A 20814-nucleotide genomic window follows, 5' to 3' on the forward strand; every position below is an offset into this window, starting at 1 on the left:
AAATAAACAAAAACCTATTAAAAAAGAAGAAAATCATATTATTAAATGCAATCATAAATATCAAAAAATATGCCAACTTTTAATCGAATTTCATTCTACAAGAAAAGGCAGAATTTATGGATATTTAAGAATTTTTTCAGCTTTTAAAGAGTGATTAAAACAAGAAAAAAATATCATTTTAAATATAGAATTATCAATAAAACAAATGCGAAAAATTATGAAAGAACACAATATTCAAGGATTAAAACAAACTAAAAATAACTATCCTAAAAACAAAAAAAATCCAAATAAGTGAATACCTACAATGGATAAAGTAAACAAAGATTATAAAAGTACAACCTCTTCAAATCAAATTTGATCAATGGACACTAAACAAATAAATACTAAAGAAGGATGATTATATCTTTTTGTAATTATTGATTTTTATTCAAATAATGTTGTTAGTTATAATATTGCTCCTAATAAATCATATCAGGATTTAATTCTTCCTGCTCTTGAAAAAATCAACAAACAATTTTCTTGAAATCAAGTAAAAAATGTTATTTTACATTCAGATAACGCCAACGAATTTTATTGTCAAGATATCACAAAATGAGCAGAGGATAAACAAATAATTTTAAGCAAAAAACAACCTTAGAACCTGTTTAAAATCTTTTCAATAAAATTGAAATAAAGGCAAGAACAACCATTTGTAAGCTAGTATTTAATTTTTTTTCACAATTTTTTCATAATCTTCTGCATTTTTCTAATCATGCAAAACTTCGTTCTACAACTCATCTTTTTGGTAATACTACAAAAGAATGTAATTCATTACGTTTTATAACTTCAACATTTGCATTTATAATTGTTTTAATTTTAGAAGCAAATTTTTCACCAGTATAACCAGCATCTACTAGTATTTTTTGAACTGCAGAAAGATTCTCTTTTTCATTTTCAATCATTATTATAGCACTATTACGATCTGTTTTTTCTGCTGTGGTTATGTAAATTGCATGTGGTAAACCTTGAGAATCAACAGCAATATGACGCTTTATTCCTGAAATCTTTTTACCAGCATCATAACCTTTATTTTTAGTAGTATCTGTATTTTTAACACTTTGTGAATCAATTATACAAAAACTAGTTTGTTCTTTTCTACCATTATTGATACGAAATGCCTTGACTAATTTTTTTTAAAACTAATTGTAATACACTAGGTTCTTTATCATTATTTTTACTTCAAGCTTGAAAATAATAATATACAATTTGTCATTTTGGAAAATTTTTTGGTAACATTCTTCACTGGCAACCACTTTTTAATACATATAAAACTGCACAAAATACTTCATATAAATCTAAACTTCTTGGTTTAGTTCTCTTTTTAGTATTTTCTAAAATTGATTTTATATTTTCAAATTGCTCTTTGCTAACATTACTAGGATAATTTTTACACATATATACCTCTTATTTTAAAATATATAATCATTTTATCCTATTCTCTAAAAGATTTTAAACAGGTTCTTATGATATTGGTGGTAATGTATTATCTGAAAACTGATTTTCTCATTTATCTCAAGAATGACTACCTAAAGGATCAAATCAATATTTATCCATCAATGAAGCTATAAATGATGTAAATCAATATGTTATGTTTTATAATTATGAAAGAATACATTCTAAATTTCTAAGAACCTGTTTAAAATCTTTTCAATAAAATTGAAATAAAGGCAAGAACAACCATTTGTAAGCTAGTATTTAATTTTTTTTCACAATTTTTTCATAATCTTCTGCATTTTTCTAATCATGCAAAACTTCGTTCTACAACTCATCTTTTTGGTAATACTACAAAAGAATGTAATTCATTACGTTACTTCAACATTTGCATTTATAATTGTTTTAATTTTAGAAGCAAATTTTTCACCAGTATAACCAGCATCTACTAGTATTTTTTGAACTGCAGAAAGATTCTCTTTTTCATTTTCAATCATTATTATAGCACTATTACGATCTGTTTTTTCTGCTGTGGTTATGTAAATTGCATGTGGTAAACCTTGAGAATCAACAGCAATATGACGCTTTATTTCTGAAATCTTTTTACCAGCATCATAACCTTTATTTTTAGTAGTATCTGTATTTTTAACACTTTGTGAATCAATTATACAAAAACTAGTTTGTTCTTTTCTACCATTATTGATACGAAATGCCTTGACTAATTTTTTTTAAAACTAATTGTAATACACTAGGTTCTTTATCATTATTTTTACTTCAAGCTTGAAAATAATAATATACAATTTGTCATTTTGGAAAATTTTTTGGTAACATTCTTCACTGGCAACCACTTTTTAATACATATAAAACTGCACAAAATACTTCATATAAATCTAAACTTCTTGGTTTAGTTCTCTTTTTAGTATTTTCTAAAATTGATTTTATATTTTCAAATTGCTCTTTGCTAACATTACTAGGATAATTTTTACACATATATACCTCTTATTTTAAAATATATAATCATTTTATCCTATTCTCTAAAAGATTTTAAACAGGTTCTAAAACCACCAATTTTACAAATTAAAATTTAGAATTTTATATCAAAAATGGTCCAGTAATTAAGGGCCAACCACCCTACTCCTTTACTTAATCAATTTTATTTAATAATTAATTGTTTTTAAATTTAAAAATTAATGAATATGTTGTGTTACCAACATATTAATTATAGTTAATATAATTAATACTTTTTATATAATTTTTTATTTTATAAATAAGATTTTCAATTTTTTGATTTTCATTATTGATAACTTATCATCTCTTAAATTTGAACATATTTACAATTTTTATTTTTGTTCATCATAAATGCAATCTATGCTAAATTTTAAAAATTAAAATCAAAAAAGATTTCATTTTAAAAAAATATTTAATAGACTTGGTGCAAAACTAAGGTAATTCAAAATTATATATTCCTGCTATTAAATTAAATCTTAATGCAAATCTTCGTATTTTATTGCGATATTTTAAAGTTAAAATTTTAAAACGTTTTAGTTTAGCAAATACGTGTTCAATTTTAATTCTAATTTTGCTTAAAGTTTTATTGTATTCTTTTTGAATTGGTATTAATTTATTGTATTTACTTTTTTTAAATGGCAAAAATGTATTTTTATGAATATTTTGTATTCCTTGATAACCTGAATCAACAAAAACTTGTTTTTCTGGATGAATAAAAGTTTTAGATTTTAAAAGTAATTTAAAATCATGAATGCTTCCAAAACAAAAAGCGGTTGAAATAATTTTTCCATTTAAAATATCAATAATTATTTGCGATTTAAGAGTATGATGTTTGTTTTTACCCGAAAAAAGTAATTTTAGTTTTTTTTAATTCTTTCAATTGGAGTTTCAGTAGCATCAATAGCTAGTAAAGTATTATTGATTCCTTTATTTTTGATTAAATCTTTTTTGCCAGATAAATTAAAAATTCCACTTTTTATTAAAGTATTTTCAATTCAAAAAATATTACGAATGCAGCTAGTATGACTAATATTATATCTTTTTGCAATAACTCTATAACTACTATACTCTTTTCAGTATTCTAATGTCATTAATAAACGATTTTCTATTGATAATTTATTAGGTTTACCACCAACTGCTTTTTTAATTGCTTCAGCTTTTTTTAAAATTTCAACCATTTTTTGAAATGTTTGTAGTTTTATTCCCACTAAACTATAAAATTCTTGTTCATCTTTGTATTTTTTTAACATAATAATTATCACCTTTGATATTAATAATAACCGTTAAATTATTAAAATTAAAGGTTTTGCACCAAGTCTAATATATAAAATTAGTAATTTTTCAATTAAAAAACTACTAATTTTTGTATTATCTATCTTTAAGGTTTAATAATTTTTTTTAAATTATTATATTAACTTCAAACATTATTATCACCCTCTATTACCGCATAAGTTGGAGCAAAAGAATATGCTAAAGATAAAACATAACCATTAAAATACATTCAAATATCAACAGTACCTAAAGACAAATTATCTATAATATATTTATTATTTTTTAATTTAGAATTTAATTGCGTGTTTTGTCATCTAAGACCTTTTTGCCCTAATTCATGACAATTAATTAATTCTAGTGAATCATTATTTTGAAAAAAACGATTCTTTTTTGCTAAATCAGTAGTTTTATCTTTTAAATATTTTAAAGTATCATTAAAATTATTATTTTCGTAAGCTTTAAAATCATTTTTATTCATTTTCATTGTAAAGTCACCTTCAAACTTACTGATAGTAAGACGATTGTTTCAAATACCATCTTTAGAACAAAATTTGGCTAATTTATCAGCAGTATTATTAATTCGATCTTGTATTGACATAGTATCGCGGATGACAACAGGAATTTTAATAGGGTCTAATGTTAAATTATGATATGTTCAACTATTAATTTCAAATTCTCCAAACAAACTTACTTTATCTAGATCTGAAATAATTTTGTTTCTATATTTTCAATTTTCAAATTTATTTTCAAAGGTTTGTGCATATGAATTAGCTTTATTAGTAAAAATTGATTTAACATCAGAACCTGATTGATTTAAAAATACTTTTTGTGCCATACTTTGAAAATCATTTTGTGTTTCTTTAGTGACACTTCAATTATTATTATTATTTGGCAATTGATAATTATGAAATTTCGTTTGATCACGAGCAATAAACTTAGCTCCCAATTTTGTTTTTATTTTTTCTAAAATCTTTTCTTTTAACTCATTACTATTTCATCATTTTGAAATATTTCATTTTAAATCTAAAGTAGTTTCGACAATATAATCTTTTAAACTATCTTCAATTTTGCTTGCTACTTTTTCAATTACGCCTTCAGTATTAGCATTTTGATTAATAAAGTTTATATCAAAAAAATCTATACTTAATTCACGATCTAATGTATTACCATCAAAATCTTTTCATTTTAAATCAAATTTTAGGCTTGATTTTAGAAGATTTCAAGATTCAATTTGATACTTTTCTTTATTATAATCATCCATCCCAAAAGCATTATTATTTTTTCATTCATTAAATTCAACTTTAGTAATTTTTGATTTATCAGTATTTAATTTTAAAATTTCATTAATATTAATACCAGAAAATAATGATTTTAAATTAGAATCATTACGTAGTTCAGAACCAAAATTACTAATGTTTTCTTTAATTACGTCATAAAAATGTTTAGTTAAATCTTGATTAGTAATTTCTTGATTATCAGGAATATTATTAATTTGATTTAATAGTTCTTGTCCAGAACTAGCAAAGTTATCTGGTCTTAAAATATTTTTTTTCTCTTTTATTAGATCCCCAAATAAACTGTTAACTTTTTCTTCTGCTATTTTTAATAAATCAGTATCACTCTGTTCTTTACCATGCTCTTCTGGTATTGGTTCATCATTATTTCCGCCACAAGCAATAATATTTGTAGTAGCAGTAGTACTTAAAATTATTGCCCCCAAAATACTTAATAATTTTTTCATAATTTATACCCCCATAAATAAATCTTTTTATATAATTAAATATATTCAGTACAACTATTATTGACATTAGTAATAAAAATGATTATTTTTTGTTTTAAAACATAATATTATTAAAATCAAACTTGGATAAAATATGTTTTTAATTTAATAAATTAAAGACATATTTAAATTGTTGAATATATTTACTTCATTTTATATTATTCTAAAATTATTTTTTATATTATGTTTTAAAGTTTTATAATAAACACCAATAGTATCATATTTAGTGATTTTTTATAAGTTTTTTTATGTTTTTACTTATTTTATTTTTTTAAAATAATAACTAGTTTTAAAATTTAACATTTACTGTATTTAATACTATTAAAACAAGATTTATTATATAAAACATAGTAAAATTTTACTAAGAAATTTTTCATATTATGCTTAATATTGATTATATAATTGCTAGTATATATTGTTGTTTCTAAATTAATAAAATTGTTTTTTTAAATAAAAATATTATAAACTAATACATTGAGAGGTTATTTAAGAGAGCTATGGTTGAAAAAGCAAATTTAGGTAAATTATTAGAGTTTATTTTTATTAAGGTTTATTATTCTTTTATTACAGTTTTTTTATTTATTTTATCAATATTTATATCTTTAACAATATCTATTGTTTTTTTTACTTTGAAATTAAGTTCAAATACTTTTTTCATTATTTTTCAATATTATATTATGATTTTGTATAGCATTTTTCTTTTTATTTTTGCTTTAATGAATTCTATTAAGTTATTTGGTACACAATTTGAAGATAATTCTTTTCTTCTAATACTAACAAGGCCATATTCAAGAAAAGTAATTATCATTTCACAATATTTCGTGTTATTTTTATCTTCATTATTTTTTATCGTATCTAATATTATTACTTTATTAGTTTTTGGAGGCATCATAGGAGTAATTCTAAAAATAATATATATTAAATTTTATATTTTAATTATTTTAAAATTATTTCTTTTTTTACTTTTTTTCTCAATTTTAGTAACTAATGGATCGGTAGCTATGTTAGCGTTTTTTTCATCAGAAAAGGTTTTTTTAATATTTGTTATTTTTTGTAGTTTATTCCTTTTGGGTGGTTTGCCTTCTTCTTTGATATTAAATAAAACAGAAAATTTACCAATTTCTTTTAAAGAAGGTGTTGGACCTTATTTGGTTAAACAAATTAAAGAAGCAATGTTATTTAATAAATATTATAAAATGGGATTAATTCGTTATCCTAATTTAACTAAAGATATTGCTGATTTTTATAATAGTTTAACAATTGATGAATTACAAAATATTAATAAAAAGGAAGTTATTAGTAAAAGACAAGATTTTTATAAAAAAGAAGGATTTCTTTTAAATAGTTCATTTAATAGTGGTGAAATGGAAGGTAAAATTGATGTTTGAAATGGACATAATGATTTTAATGGCAAAACAGTTAAAATAGTTTTAGTTTTTAATAAATACTTTATTAATTTAAAAGAATTAAAACAAAAAATTGAAGAATCTAATAACGATACTCAAAAAGATTTATTTCAATTATATGAAGATTATAATAATGAATTTGAAATTAATAATTTTTGTTATTTACAAAAATCAAAAATACCTGATTTGTTAGAATATGATCTTGCTAAATCTTATGTTGAGGAAGGTAGTAATAAAAAAACATTAACTAGTGATGATTGAACAAGAGCTTTTAAAGATGGTGGATATTATGTTAAATTTAGCAGTCCATTACGTAACAAATATGATAATCTTTTTTTTAATCCAATTTATATTTTATTAAGAACTGTGGAAGATTACATTTATAATCAAATATGAATTTATTATCAAGTTAAATCAGAAAAAGTTTTAAATGATGAAAATTTTATTGCATTTAAAAATAATATGAATTTATATACTTTGATTAACTATTTTAATTTTATTGAGCATTGAAACCAAATGTGAACAAATTATATGGGATGTTATGGTAATTTTTGATTTAAACCATTAGCTTTATCAAGTATTGATTTTAATGTTCAAAAAAATACTTTATTTAGTTATCCTGATTTTACTTTTCATTTAAATAGCGAATATAAAATTGATGTTAATAATACTACAAGCATACAAAATAATTTGATTGTTAGTTTATTTTACGGTGTGTTGTGTATTGTTTTATTTTTCTTATCATTTTGTTTTTTCTTAAAAAAGAATATTGGATAAGTTAGTTAGGAGAGTATTTATGTCAACAAATGATAAAAATAAAATTTTAATTAATGTTCAAAACTATAGTAAAAAATTTAAGAAATTTCACATGAATAATATTAGCTTTACTGTATTTGAAGGAACTATTCATGCTTTAGTTGGCCGTTCAGGAAGTGGTAAATCAGTACTGTTGAAATCAATTATTGGTGCTATTCCAAAAAGTAATTACGAAGGATTAATTACCATTAATGGCTATAAAGCGGGAACAACTTTTTCAAAAAATAGTTTAGGCTATTCTTTGAATATAGAAAATTTTCCTCAGGGATTAAGTGCTTATAATTTTTTGAAATTTTTAGGTAAAACAACAATAATTTCAGAAAGTAAATTACTAGTAAATTTAGAAAGATTATTAAAAAATTTTGGTTTATGAGAATCACGTAATAAATCTTTAAATTCATTTTCTTCAGGAATGAAAAATAGAATTATGTTGATTGTTGCCCTAGCACATGATCCAAACCTAGTTATTTTAGATGAACCAGGAGCTAATTTAGATTCAGAATCAAGAAAATTTTTTACTTCTGTTTTACAAGATTTAAAAAAAGAAGGAAAAACTATTTTATTAACAACTCATATGATTGATGAAACAAAAGATATTATTGATAATTGTACTATTATTGAATATGGTAAATTAATTTATACTGGGCCAATTGATAAATTTGGAGTTGGTAAAATTTTTGTTTTAAAAACAAGCAATAATCTTGTAGCATCATCACTTTTAAGTTTATATAATTTTCAATTTAAATATAATAAAGATACTGATAGTATTTTAATTAAATTAATTGATAAAAATTATATATCACAACTTAATTTTATTTTGAGTGAAAAGAAAATTGTTATATATGATTTACATGAAAAAGAATTAGATTTATTTTTTATCAATTCATTTTTTTAATTTATTTTTATTTTATAAATAAGATTTTCAAATTTTTTGATTTTCACTTAAAACATGTGCAGTAGGAGGATATTCATCAGCTAATTTGTTGATTGCATTTACCATTACTTCTTTTTGATAATTATTATTAAATTGTAATTCTTGTTTTGTTTTTTTCCTTTTTTGATATCATTTTTGATTATATATTTTCCTTTTTGCTTTTACCTCGGATTTTTGCTCATATTTTTGTTTTCTTGCCTTCACTTCTGGCTTTTGAGCATATTCTTTCATTTTTTCTTTATTTTTGATATCAAGCTTGATCATATTTTCTCCTTCTTTCCTTCACTTCAGGTCTTTGAGCATATTCTTTCTTTTTTGCTTTCACTTCAGGTCTTTGTTGATATTCTTGTATTCTTTTTTTATTTTTTTGAAAGTCAAGGTTTTTCTTATACTCTTTTTGTTTTTCATTATTCATAAATTTATCACCCCTTAAATATGTGTCATTGTTTCAGATTTACAATTTTTATTACTAGACTTGGTGCAAAACTAAGGTAATTCAAAATTATATATTTCTGCTATTAAATTAAATCTTAATGCAAATCTTCGTATTTTATTGCGATATTTTAAAGTTAAAATTTTAAAACGTTTTAGTTTAGCAAATACGTGTTCAATTTTAATTATAATTTTGCTTAAAGTTTTATTGTATTCTTTTTGAATTGGTATTAATTTATTGTATTTACTTTTTTTAAATGGCAAAAATGTATTTTTATGAATATTTTGTATTCCTTGATAACCTGAATCAACAAAAACTTGTTTTTCTGGATGAATAAAAGTTTTAGATTTTAAAAGTAATTTAAAATCATGAATGCTTCCAAAACAAAAAGCGGTTGAAATAATTTTTCCATTTAAAATATCAATAATTATTTGCGATTTAAGAGTATGATGTTTGTTTTTACCCGAAAAAAGTAATTTTAGTTTTTTTTAATTCTTTCAATTGGAGTTTCAGTAGCATCAATAGCTAGTAAAGTATTATTGATTCCTTTATTTTTGATTAAATCTTTTTTGCCAGATAAATTAAAAATTCCACTTTTTATTAAAGTATTTTCAATTCAAAAAATATTACGAATGCAGCTAGTATGACTAATATTATATCTTTTTGCAATAACTCTATAACTACTATACTCTTTTCAGTATTCTAATGTCATTAATAAACGATTTTCTATTGATAATTTATTAGGTTTACCACCAACTGCTTTTTTAATTGCTTCAGCTTTTTTTAAAATTTCAACCATTTTTTGAAATGTTTGTAGTTTTATTCCCACTAAACTATAAAATTCTTGTTCATCTTTGTATTTTTTTAACATAATAATTATCACCTTTGATATTAATAATAACCGTTAAATTATTAAAATTAAAGGTTTTGCACCAAGTCTAATGAATGAATTATTAGGAAATATAACTGAAACTGAAATTGGTACAAATGTAAGTGATTTTATTGGTGCATTAGGATTTACTCCAATGTTACAATTAACAAAAGCATATTTAAGATTAAATTATGGTCAAATTGCAGCAGATACTGTAGCAAGTGGCCAATTATATAAACAATCAGTATTTGGTATGTTTTTATATAAACATATGTTTTTAAATAAAGATATGGTTAAAGATACTAAAACTGGTTTACATTTAGAAAAAACATTTGATTTAAAAAAAGTATTAGGAGTTTTTGTACATAGAAATGCATTTGCACAACCTAATAGTTTTCAAAAAATTGTTAATTTAATTGATAATAATACATTAAATCAAAAAACATTAGGTAAAGCACTTTATGGTATAACAACAGCAATTCGTGGTTGATTATCATTTATTATTATGGAAAAAATGCCAACTGCTTATGAAATTAAAGAAGCACAAAAACGTTGTTGAACTAATTGAATTAAATTAACTCCAGCAGAAAGAGAAAAATCACCAGTAACATTTAAAATTGCTGATTTTGATGATTTTAGAATTAGTTTAAATGATTTAATTTATTTTAAAAATTTAGGAAAAATAACTATGGCTGGTGATACACCAACTAATGATGAATTAGAAACTGCAATAATAAATGCTGGTAATAATGGTTATGAAAAAGGTAAAGCAACATTTAGTAATATTACATCAACAAGTGCTACTATGACTGGTAATGATAAAGATTATATTAGACTTGGTGCAAAACTAAGGTAATTCAAAATTATATATTTCTGCTATTAAATTAAATCTTAATGCAAATCTTCGTATTTTATTGCGATATTTTAAAGTTAAAATTTTAAAACGTTTTAGTTGCCACTTAGCCACTTGCCACTTAGCCCTTTTTACTAGACCATTAATTTAAAAAACCTGAATGTATTCTAAAAACAATTGTGTTATATAATTAACACTAATTTTAACCTGAAAGGATTTTTATTAATGGATAAAATTAAACAAATAGCATTAGTAATTAACAAATTAAATATCAAAGAAAAAATTAAAATTATTGATGATTGTAAAAATCAATATTCAATTAGAAACCTATGTCAATATCTTCAATTAAACAGATCAACATATTACTTTTTAAAAAATAAACAAAAACCTATTAAAAAAGAAGAAAATCATATTATTAAATGCAATCATAAATATCAAAAAATATGCCAACTTTTAATCGAATTTCATTCTACAAGAAAAGGCAGAATTTATGGATATTTAAGAATTTTTTCAGCTTTTAAAGAGTGATTAAAACAAGAAAAAAATATCATTTTAAATATAGAATTATCAATAAAACAAATGCGAAAAATTATGAAAGAACACAATATTCAAGGATTAAAACAAACTAAAAATAACTATCCTAAAAACAAAAAAAATCCAAATAAGTGAATACCTACAATGGATAAAGTAAACAAAGATTATAAAAGTACAACCTCTTCAAATCAAATTTGATCAATGGACACTAAACAAATAAATACTAAAGAAGGATGATTATATCTTTTTGTAATTATTGATTTTTATTCAAATAATGTTGTTAGTTATAATATTGCTCCTAATAAATCATATCAGGATTTAATTCTTCCTGCTCTTGAAAAAATCAACAAACAATTTTCTTGAAATCAAATAAAAAATGTTATTTTACATTCAGATAACGCCAACGAATTTTATTGTCACGATATCACAAAATGAGCAGAGGATAAACAAATAATTTTAAGCAAAAAACAACCTTATGATATTGGTGGTAATGTATTATCTGAAAACTGATTTTCTCATTTATCTCAAGAATGACTACCTAAAGGATCAAATCAATATTTATCCATCAATGAAGCTATAAATGATGTAAATCAATATGTTATGTTTTATAATTATGAAAGAATACATTCTAAATTTCTAAAACCACCAATTTTACAAATTAAAATTTAGAATTTTATATCAAAAATGGTCCAGTAATTAAGGGCCAACCACCGCCAACCACCAATTTTGCTTAAAGTTTTATTGTATTTTTTTTGAATTGGTATTAATTTATTGTATTTACTTTTTTTAAATGGCAAAAATGTATTTTTATGAATATTTTGTATTCCTTGATAACCTGAATCAACAAAAACTTGTTTTTCTGGATGAATAAAAGTTTTAGATTTTAAAAGTAATTTAAAATCATGAATGCTTCCAAAACAAAAAGCGGTTGAAATAATTTTTCCATTTAAAATATCAATAATTATTTGCGATTTAAGAGTATGATGTTTGTTTTTACCCGAAAAAAGTAATTTTAGTTTTTTTTAATTCTTTCAATTGGAGTTTCAGTAGCATCAATAGCTAGTAAATTATTATTGATTCCTTTATTTTTGATTAAATCTTTTTTGCCAGATAAATTAAAAATTCCACTTTTTATTAAAGTATTTTCAATTCAAAAAATATTACGAATGCAGCTAGTATGACTAGTATTATATCTTTTTGCAATAACTCTATAACTACTATACTCTTTTCAGTATTCTAATGTCATTAATAAACGATTTTCTATTGATAATTTATTAGGTTTACCACCAACTGCTTTTTTAATTGCTTCAGCTTTTTTTAAAATTTCAACCATTTTTTGAAATGTTTGTAGTTTTATTCCCACTAAACTATAAAATTCTTGTTCATCTTTGTATTTTTTTAACATAATAATTATCACCTTTGATATTAATAATAACCGTTAAATTATTAAAATTAAAGGTTTTGCACCAAGTCTAATATATAAAATTAGCGAACTTAATTAAAAAATCGCTAATTTATTAAATATTTAAATTTGGATATTTGCGTTTTAAAAAAAATAATAAAACTTGAATATCAGCAGGACTAACACCAGAAATTCTTGTAGCATGACCAATTGTTAATGGTCTAACACGCTTTAATTTTTCTCTAGCTTCACCAGTAATACTTTCTACTAAATCATAATCAATATCACCAGGAATTTGTTTTTTTTCTAAACTATTAGTTTGTTGCGCCATTTTTAGTTGTTGATTAATATACCCTGAATATTTAATTGTAATTTCTAATTCCATTAATTGATGATATTGTAAATCATTTATTAAAGGTAACTGTGAAGTAAACATTGATAATTTGACACCTGGACGTTTTAATAATTCATAAGCAATAATATGATTATCGGGAATTGGACCTAAATTATTATTATTAATATACTTAGCAACTTCTGAATTGGGACTAACTTTAATAGTTTTTAATTTTTCAACAATATTAGACATTAATTTTTGTTGAATTTTAAATTGTGATCAACGTTGTTCACTAACTAAGCCAACTTGATAACCATATTTAATTAATCTTGTTTGAGCATTATCATTTCGTAATAATAAACGATGTTCAGCTAAAGAAGTTAATAAACGATAAGGTTCAACTGTTCCTTTTGTTACTAAATCATCAATTAAAACTCCGATATATGCTTCATCACGCTTTAAAATTAATGGTTTTTCTTTTTTTATTTTTAAATGTGCGTTAATTCCGGCCATTAAACCTTGACACGCTGCTTCTTCATAACCACTAGTACCATTAATTTGACCAGCACTAAATAAGTTTTTAATTAATTTAGTTTCCAATGTTGGTCATAATTGTGTTGGTTCAAAAGCATCATATTCAATAGCATATGCTCATTTTAATACTTCACAATTTTCTAAACCAGGTAATGTTCTCAACATTTTATCTTGCACATCAATTGGCATCGATGTTGAAAAACCTTGGACATAAATTGAATCCAAAGCAAGTGATTCTGGCTCTAAGAAAATTTGATGACGAGGCTTATCAGCAAAACGTACTACTTTATCCTCAATACTTGGACAATAACGTGGTCCAGTACCTTGTGCTTCACCATTATACATTGGTGATTTATCTAAATTACCATTAATAATGGTATGAGTTTTATCATTTGTATAAAGTAAATAACAAGGTAACTGTTTTGCTAATGGTAAAAAATTTTTAGTTTCATGTGAAAATGCTAAAGGTAAATTACTACCTAGTTCAATATTAGTTTTGTCAAAATCAATACTATTTTTTTTAATACGAGGTGGTGTTCCTGTTTTTAAACGTATCATATTAAAGCCTACAATTTTTAATTGTTCAGAAATACCATTACTTGTTCTTTGACCATCTGGTCCTTCTGATTTCTTATTATGACCTTGTAAAGTTAAAGCTGTCATATAAGTGCCAGTAGTTAAAATCACAATTTCACTAGTAATTTTTTCGCCATTCTCTAAAATAACACCCTTAGCAGTGTTTTCTTCAATTATTAATGATTGTACCATAACTTCTAAAATTGTTAAATTTTCTTGTTTATTTATTGCATTTTGCATATATTGTGAATAAGCAATTTTATCAGATTGAGCACGAATAGCTCAAACTGCTGGACCACGTGAATGATTTAATAGTTTCATTTGCAAAGCAGTAGCATCTGCTGCTTTAGCCATTTCGCCACCAAGTGCATCAATTTCACGAACCACAACTCCTTTGGCGGGTCCACCAATAGAAGGATTACATGGCATTAATGCAATTTTAGTTTTATCAAGAGTAATAATAGCGGTTTTATGACCTGCTCGTGCAGAAGATAATGCCGCTTCAACACCAGCATGACCAGCACCAATTACAATAATTTCATAGTCATATTTCATTGATTTCACCTCCATTTCATAAAATATTACATATCAAAATTCATAACATCAAAAATCAGAAATTTTATTTTTAATTTCTTTAGTAAAGTTATCATAAACAAGCAAAATATTCATGTACTTTTTAGACTTTTATTAAATAAAATTGAATTTTAGTTAATAATCTTCTCAATTATAATTCATTATCTTTTATACAAGATATAAATATTATTTAAAGAATTAGTGCTGCACCTAAAAATAGCAACTTTTTTAATTAATAATCATTAATACTAATTAAAAGCCAGTAATTACTTACTTTTAAGTATTTTATTTATTAGCACAAGATGTGTTTTTATTGAAAAGACACTTTTATCATTAACATTGGTGACTGTATCCAATGGTGATAAAACATATGCAACATCTATTTCTTTTTCCATAACTGTAACCTCTTTTGTATACAATTTGACTTAAATAATTTATCTTAATATCCCTACATAAGTATAATTATAATGTTAATTTTTAAATTTGCAAATTTTTATTTACTATACCTTTAAACTTAAAAAGTATTTTTATATATAAAAATACATCTTAGAACCTGTTTAAAATCTTTTCAATAAAATTGAAATAAAGGCAAGAACAACCATTTGTAAGCTAGTATTTAATTTTTTTTCACAATTTTTTCATAATCTTCTGCATTTTTCTAATCATGCAAAACTTCGTTCTACAACTCATCTTTTTGGTAATACTACAAAAGAATGTAATTCATTACGTTTTATAACTTCAACATTTGCATTTATAATTGTTTTAATTTTAGAACCTGTTTAAAATCTTTTCAATAAAATTGAAATAAAGGCAAGAACAACCATTTGTAAGCTAGTATTTAATTTTTTTTCACAATTTTTTCATAATCTTCTGCATTTTTCTAATCATGCAAAACTTCGTTCTACAACTCATCTTTTTGGTAATACTACAAAAGAATGTAATTCATTATGTTTTATAACTTCAACATTTGCATTTATAATTGTTTTAATTTTAGAAGCAAATTTTTCACCAGTATAACCAGCATCTACTAGTATTTTTTGAACTGCAGAAAGATTCTCTTTTTCATTTTCAATCATTATTATAGCACTATTACGATCTGTTTTTTCTGCTGTGGTTATGTAAATTGCATGTGTTAAACCTTGAGAATCAACAGCAATATGACGCTTTATTCCTGAAATCTTTTTACCAGCATCATAACCTTTATTTTTAGTAGTATCTGTATTTTTAACACTTTGTGAATCAATTATACAAAAACTAGTTTGTTCTTTTCTACCATTATTGATACGAAATGCCTTGACTAATTTTTTTTAAAACTAATTGTAATACACTAGGTTCTTTATCATTATTTTTACTTCAAGCTTGAAAATAATAATATACAATTTGTCATTTTGGAAAATTTTTTGGTAACATTCTTCACTGGCAACCACTTTTTAATACATATAAAACTGCACAAAATACTTCATATAAATCTAAACTTCTTGGTTTAGTTCTCTTTTTAGTATTTTCTAAAATTCATTTTATATTTTCAAATTGCTCTTTGCTAACATTACTAGGATAATTTTTACACATATATACCTCTTATTTTAAAATATATAATCATTTTATCCTATTCTCTAAAAGATTTTAAACAGGTTCTAAAATAAATATTTTTCGATTATTTTGATATGCTTGATTCAAAAGAATTTTTTTAGCAGTAAATGATTTTCCACTTCCACTTTCTCCTAAAATAACCATATTATGATTTATGCGTTGAGAATTTTTTTTAAATAAATCTCAAATTACTGGTTTTCCGGAATTAGTTTCAGCAAGTAAAAATCCTTGTTCATCTTTAAGTGGCATATCAGAAATCGGAAAACTTGTTGCAAAAATATCAAATGTCATTTCAATATCAGTTATTTTGGCAATATGATTTGTTCATGTATAACTTGCTAAAAGACTATCTTGTTGTAGAAATAATAAAGTTTCATATTTTCAACTAATAGTACTTGCCAAATCAATTAATTGCCTTTTAGTATTATTTAGTGTTGCCACTTGCCACTTGCCACTTGCCACTTAGCCCTTTTTACTAGACCATTAATTTAAAAAACCTGAATGTATTCTAAAAACAATTGTGTTATATAATTAACACTAATTTTAACCTGAAAGGATTTTTATTAATGGATAAAATTAAACAAATAGCATTAGTAATTAACAAATTAAATATCAAAGAAAAAATTAAAATTATTGATGATTGTAAAAATCAATATTCAATTAGAAACCTATGTCAATATCTTCAATTAAACAGATCAACATATTACTTTTTAAAAAATAAACAAAAACCTATTAAAAAAGAAGAAAATCATATTATTAAATGCAATCATAAATATCAAAAAATATGCCAACTTTTAATCGAATTTCATTCTACAAGAAAAGGCAGAATTTATGGATATTTAAGAATTTTTTCAGCTTTTAAAGAGTGATTAAAACAAGAAAAAAATATCATTTTAAATATAGAATTATCAATAAAACAAATGCGAAAAATTATGAAAGAACACAATATTCAAGGATTAAAACAAACTAAAAATAACTATCCTAAAAACAAAAAAAATCCAAATAAGTGAATACCTACAATGGATAAAGTAAACAAAGATTATAAAAGTACAACCTCTTCAAATCAAATTTGATCAATGGACACTAAACAAATAAATACTAAAGAAGGATGATTATATCTTTTTGTAATTATTGATTTTTATTCAAATAATGTTGTTAGTTATAATATTGCTCCTAATAAATCATATCAGGATTTAATTCTTCCTGCTCTTGAAAAAATCAACAAACAATTTTCTTGAAATCAAATAAAAAATGTTATTTTACATTCAGATAACGCCAACGAATTTTATTGTCAAGATATCACAAAATGAGCAGAGGATAAACAAATAATTTTAAGCAAAAAACAACCTTATGATATTGGTGGTAATGTATTATCTGAAAACTGATTTTCTCATTTATCTCAAGAATGACTACCTAAAGGATCAAATCAATATTTATCCATCAATGAAGCTATAAATGATGTAAATCAATATGTTATGTTTTATAATTATGAAAGAATACATTCTAAATTTCTAAAACCACCAATTTTACAAATTAAAATTTAGAATTTTATATCAAAAATGGTCCAGTAATTAAGGGCCAACCACCGAAAATCATATTATTAAATGCAATCATAAATATCAAAAAATATGCCAACTTTTAATCGAATTTCATTCTACAAGAAAAGGCAGAATTTATGGATATTTAAGAATTTTTTCAGCTTTTAAAGAGTGATTAAAACAAGAAAAAAATATCATTTTAAATATAGAATTATCAATAAAACAAATGCGAAAAATTATGAAAGAACACAATATTCAAGGATTAAAACAAACTAAAAATAACTATCCTAAAAACAAAAAAAATCCAAATAAGTGAATACCTACAATGGATAAAGTAAACAAAGATTATAAAAGTACAACCTCTTCAAATCAAATTTGATCAATGGACACTAAACAAATAAATACTAAAGAAGGATGATTATATCTTTTTGTAATTATTGATTTTTATTCAAATAATGTTGTTAGTTATAATATTGCTCCTAATAAATCATATCAGGATTTAATTCTTCCTGCTCTTGAAAAAATCAACAAACAATTTTCTTGAAATCAAGTAAAAAATGTTATTTTACATTCAGATAACGCCAACGAATTTTATTGTCAAGATATCACAAAATGAGCAGAGGATAAACAAATAATTTTAAGCAAAAAACAACCTTATGATATTGGTGGTAATGTATTATCTGAAAACTGATTTTCTCATTTATCTCAAGAATGACTACCTAAAGGATCAAATCAATATTTATCCATCAATGAAGCTATAAATGATGTAAATCAATATGTTATGTTTTATAATTATGAAAGAATACATTCTAAATTTCTAAAACCACCAATTTTACAAATTAAAATTTAGAATTTTATATCAAAAATGGTCCAGTAATTAAGGGCCAACCACCATATCTTCAATTAAACAGATCAACATATTACTTTTTAAAAAATAAACAAAAACCTATTAAAAAAGAAGAAAATCATATTATTAAATGCAATCATAAATATCAAAAAATATGCCAACTTTTAATCGAATTTCATTCTACAAGAAAAGGCAGAATTTATGGATATTTAAGAATTTTTTCAGCTTTTAAAGAGTGATTAAAACAAGAAAAAAATATCATTTTAAATATAGAATTATCAATAAAACAAATGCGAAAAATTATGAAAGAACACAATATTCAAGGATTAAAACAAACTAAAAATAACTATCCTAAAAACAAAAAAAATCCAAATAAGTGAATACCTACAATGGATAAAGTAAACAAAGATTATAAAAGTACAACCTCTTCAAATCAAATTTGATCAATGGACACTAAACAAATAAATACTAAAGAAGGATGATTATATCTTTTTGTAATTATTGATTTTTATTCAAATAATGTTGTTAGTTATAATATTGCTCCTAATAAATCATATCAGGATTTAATTCTTCCTGCTCTTGAAAAAATCAACAAACAATTTTCTTGAAATCAAATAAAAAATGTTATTTTACATTCAGATAACGCCAACGAATTTTATTGTCACGATATCACAAAATGAGCAGAGGATAAACAAATAATTTTAAGCAAAAAACAACCTTATGATATTGGTGGTAATGTATTATCTGAAAACTGATTTTCTCATTTATCTCAAGAATGACTACCTAAAGGATCAAATCAATATTTATCCATCAATGAAGCTATAAATGATGTAAATCAATATGTTATGTTTTATAATTATGAAAGAATACATTCTAAATTTCTAAAACCACCAATTTTACAAATTAAAATTTAGAATTTTATATCAAAAATGGTCCAGTAATTAAGGGCCAACCACCGTTACCGTCCCAAATAATTTCCCCATTTTAATATTAAGATTATTACATAAAGTTTTTAAATGGTAATGTTCACTGAAATGTATATTAATTAATTTATGTAAAGTGGTAACATCTGTCAATGGATCATGATGATCAAATTTAATTTGATTACTATGAGCAAGAGCACTTAAACGGTTATTAAGATAATCATATGTTCTTCTAAATAACTTAACTGAACAAATGTAAAAAAAATTAGGACATTTTAAATCATAATGATTAATTAATGATCTTAAGATATTAATGTTAAAGTTAGCGTGATGAGCAATAACAACAGTATTTTCAGTAAAAAAAGTAACGATGTCTACTCATAATTCTTTAAAATTTGACATTAAAGATACGCTTTCACTTGTAATTCCATGAACATGAGAAAAAGTAAATTCTTCGGGATGTGGTTTAATTAATGAACTATAAGTTTTGACAATTTTACCTTGTGTTACTTTTATCATAATTAATTGACAAGCACTTGTTTTATTAGAATTTGCAATTTCAAAATCAATAAAAACATAATTAGTATTATCAATCCCTCAATCATGAACACTAAATTTTTTCTTACTATTTAATTTTGATTGCTTTCTTTTTAATAACATTTTTTTAGCAAAAAGATTTTTACTATCTTTACTTTTATACTGTTTAAAAGGTGTAATTATTTCTTGTTTTCCTTCTATATTACCTTTTGATTCAGAATTATCATCTGTTTCAAAATCATCATTTGTCTTCTTGAATTTTACACTTTTAAAAAACATATTAATGGCAATAGCACCTTTCTATCTAAATTTTCATAAATTAATATTAGTTATTCCTTTGATAAATTATAACATTGATAAGTTAGAGTAACTATATTTTTACTTATAAAACTTCATTTTTTGCAAAATTCATTAATTAATTATCATTCTTTAACAAATAACTTAATATAATTTATAAAAATAATATTATGAATAAAATATTATATTGTTGACAATAAAAAAGATGGTGGTTGGCCCTTAATTACTGGACCATTTTTGATATAAAATTCTAAATTTTAATTTGTAAAATTGGTGGTTTTAGAAA

General features: G+C 23.1%; 21 protein-coding genes and 3 pseudogenes. 8 read left to right on the forward strand and 16 right to left on the reverse strand.

Annotation, left to right across the window (positions count from 1 at the left end):
• Nucleotides 1-205: 205 nt before the first annotated feature.
• Complete coding sequence (locus AAHM96_RS02470; protein ID WP_342273486.1) at nucleotides 206-637, forward strand: DDE-type integrase/transposase/recombinase; 432 nt, start codon at nucleotides 206-208, stop codon at nucleotides 635-637.
• Nucleotides 638-644: 7 nt separating this feature from the next.
• Here the strand turns inward: AAHM96_RS02470 and AAHM96_RS02475 are convergent.
• From AAHM96_RS02475 to AAHM96_RS02490, 4 genes and pseudogenes are all read right to left on the reverse strand, one after another.
• A protein-coding gene (locus AAHM96_RS02475; RefSeq protein ID WP_342272742.1) for an IS5 family transposase occupies nucleotides 645-1434 on the reverse strand; the annotation gives its coding sequence in 2 pieces (ribosomal slippage) (nucleotides 645-1172 and nucleotides 1174-1434; 789 coding nt in all).
• Nucleotides 1435-1675: 241 nt separating this feature from the next.
• Nucleotides 1676-2460: pseudogene (locus AAHM96_RS02480) on the reverse strand (IS5 family transposase).
• Between the two features lie 450 nt (nucleotides 2461-2910).
• Nucleotides 2911-3728 (reverse strand): annotated as a pseudogene (locus AAHM96_RS02485) (IS5 family transposase).
• A 161-nt stretch (nucleotides 3729-3889) separates the two neighbouring features.
• A complete protein-coding gene (locus tag AAHM96_RS02490; RefSeq protein WP_342273487.1) occupies nucleotides 3890-5491 on the reverse strand; it encodes a lipoprotein in 1602 nt (533 codons plus the stop codon).
• A gap of 1127 nt (nucleotides 5492-6618) precedes the next feature.
• On the opposite strand from AAHM96_RS02490, the gene AAHM96_RS02495 reads away from it, so the two are divergent.
• Entirely contained in the window at nucleotides 6619-7713 is a 1095-nt protein-coding gene (locus AAHM96_RS02495) for a hypothetical protein (RefSeq protein WP_338961772.1), read from the forward strand.
• A 19-nt stretch (nucleotides 7714-7732) separates the two neighbouring features.
• Entirely contained in the window at nucleotides 7733-8647 is a 915-nt protein-coding gene (locus AAHM96_RS02500; RefSeq protein ID WP_342273488.1) for an ABC transporter ATP-binding protein, read from the forward strand.
• A gap of 12 nt (nucleotides 8648-8659) precedes the next feature.
• Here AAHM96_RS02500 and AAHM96_RS02505 read toward each other — a convergent pair whose 3' ends face one another.
• The 4 genes from AAHM96_RS02505 to AAHM96_RS02520 form a co-directional block, all read right to left on the reverse strand.
• Entirely contained in the window at nucleotides 8660-8950 is a 291-nt protein-coding gene (locus AAHM96_RS02505) for a hypothetical protein (protein ID WP_338976092.1), read from the reverse strand.
• A complete protein-coding gene (locus AAHM96_RS02510) occupies nucleotides 8925-9101 on the reverse strand; it encodes a hypothetical protein (RefSeq protein ID WP_342273489.1) in 177 nt (58 codons plus the stop codon). Before AAHM96_RS02510 ends, AAHM96_RS02505 begins: the two co-directional genes overlap by 26 nt.
• A gap of 71 nt (nucleotides 9102-9172) precedes the next feature.
• Entirely contained in the window at nucleotides 9173-9595 is a 423-nt protein-coding gene (locus tag AAHM96_RS02515) for a transposase family protein (protein ID WP_342273695.1), read from the reverse strand.
• A gap of 2 nt (nucleotides 9596-9597) precedes the next feature.
• Complete coding sequence (locus AAHM96_RS02520; protein WP_342272745.1) at nucleotides 9598-9990, reverse strand: transposase family protein; 393 nt, start codon at nucleotides 9988-9990, stop codon at nucleotides 9598-9600.
• A gap of 70 nt (nucleotides 9991-10060) precedes the next feature.
• Between AAHM96_RS02520 and AAHM96_RS02525 the strand changes: the two genes are divergently transcribed.
• Together AAHM96_RS02525 and AAHM96_RS02535 are read left to right on the forward strand one after the other, a co-directional pair.
• The gene (locus AAHM96_RS02525; protein ID WP_342273490.1) at nucleotides 10061-10846 is read left to right on the forward strand and encodes a hypothetical protein; all 786 of its coding nucleotides are present in this window, start codon (nucleotides 10061-10063) and stop codon (nucleotides 10844-10846) included.
• Nucleotides 10847-11068: 222 nt separating this feature from the next.
• Nucleotides 11069-12046 (forward strand): IS3 family transposase, encoded by a 978-nt coding sequence (locus AAHM96_RS02535; protein ID WP_342272762.1) that lies wholly within the window; start codon nucleotides 11069-11071, stop codon nucleotides 12044-12046.
• Here the strand turns inward: AAHM96_RS02535 and AAHM96_RS02540 are convergent.
• The 7 genes and pseudogenes from AAHM96_RS02540 to AAHM96_RS02570 all read right to left on the reverse strand — a co-directional run bounded on the left by AAHM96_RS02540 (nucleotide 12043) and on the right by AAHM96_RS02570 (nucleotide 16848).
• Nucleotides 12043-12387, reverse strand: a complete 345-nt coding sequence (locus AAHM96_RS02540) for a transposase family protein (protein WP_342273696.1) — start codon at nucleotides 12385-12387, stop codon at nucleotides 12043-12045. The two genes, AAHM96_RS02535 and AAHM96_RS02540, sit on opposite strands and share 4 nt — an antisense overlap.
• Before the next feature lie 2 nt (nucleotides 12388-12389).
• Complete coding sequence (locus tag AAHM96_RS02545; RefSeq protein WP_342273491.1) at nucleotides 12390-12782, reverse strand: transposase family protein; 393 nt, start codon at nucleotides 12780-12782, stop codon at nucleotides 12390-12392.
• Nucleotides 12783-12894: 112 nt separating this feature from the next.
• Entirely contained in the window at nucleotides 12895-14778 is a 1884-nt protein-coding gene (mnmG, locus tag AAHM96_RS02550; RefSeq protein WP_425288774.1) for a tRNA uridine-5-carboxymethylaminomethyl(34) synthesis enzyme MnmG, read from the reverse strand.
• 284 nt (nucleotides 14779-15062) lie between these two features.
• Complete coding sequence (locus AAHM96_RS02555) at nucleotides 15063-15191, reverse strand: hypothetical protein (RefSeq protein ID WP_255495891.1); 129 nt, start codon at nucleotides 15189-15191, stop codon at nucleotides 15063-15065.
• A 162-nt stretch (nucleotides 15192-15353) separates the two neighbouring features.
• A pseudogene (locus AAHM96_RS02560) lies at nucleotides 15354-15539 on the reverse strand (transposase); the annotation flags it as partial.
• A gap of 36 nt (nucleotides 15540-15575) precedes the next feature.
• A protein-coding gene (locus AAHM96_RS02565) for an IS5 family transposase (RefSeq protein ID WP_342273493.1) occupies nucleotides 15576-16365 on the reverse strand; the annotation gives its coding sequence in 2 pieces (ribosomal slippage) (nucleotides 15576-16103 and nucleotides 16105-16365; 789 coding nt in all).
• A gap of 54 nt (nucleotides 16366-16419) precedes the next feature.
• Nucleotides 16420-16848, reverse strand: coding sequence for a hypothetical protein (locus AAHM96_RS02570; RefSeq protein WP_342273494.1), 429 nt, complete (start codon nucleotides 16846-16848; stop codon nucleotides 16420-16422).
• 104 nt (nucleotides 16849-16952) lie between these two features.
• On the opposite strand from AAHM96_RS02570, the gene AAHM96_RS02575 reads away from it, so the two are divergent.
• From AAHM96_RS02575 to AAHM96_RS02585, 3 genes are all read left to right on the forward strand, one after another.
• Nucleotides 16953-17930 carry an IS3 family transposase gene (locus tag AAHM96_RS02575; protein ID WP_342272797.1) on the forward strand — a complete coding sequence of 326 codons (978 nt, stop codon included), beginning with the start codon at nucleotides 16953-16955 and terminating at the stop codon, nucleotides 17928-17930.
• Between the two features lie 220 nt (nucleotides 17931-18150).
• Nucleotides 18151-18774 (forward strand): DDE-type integrase/transposase/recombinase, encoded by a 624-nt coding sequence (locus tag AAHM96_RS02580; RefSeq protein ID WP_342265927.1) that lies wholly within the window; start codon nucleotides 18151-18153, stop codon nucleotides 18772-18774.
• 287 nt (nucleotides 18775-19061) lie between these two features.
• Nucleotides 19062-19685: a DDE-type integrase/transposase/recombinase gene (locus AAHM96_RS02585; RefSeq protein ID WP_342273495.1), complete on the forward strand. Its 624-nt coding sequence runs from the start codon at nucleotides 19062-19064 to the stop codon at nucleotides 19683-19685.
• 27 nt (nucleotides 19686-19712) lie between these two features.
• On the opposite strand, the gene AAHM96_RS02590 is transcribed toward AAHM96_RS02585, so the two are convergent.
• Entirely contained in the window at nucleotides 19713-20510 is a 798-nt protein-coding gene (locus tag AAHM96_RS02590) for an exonuclease domain-containing protein (RefSeq protein ID WP_342273496.1), read from the reverse strand.
• Between the last annotated feature and the right edge of the window lie 304 nt (nucleotides 20511-20814).

The sequence above is a fragment of the Spiroplasma endosymbiont of Acasis viretata genome, assembly GCF_964031275.1.
Classification (GTDB): Bacteria; Bacillota_I; Bacilli_A; order Mycoplasmatales; family VBWQ01; genus Spiroplasma_E; species Spiroplasma_E ixodetis_A.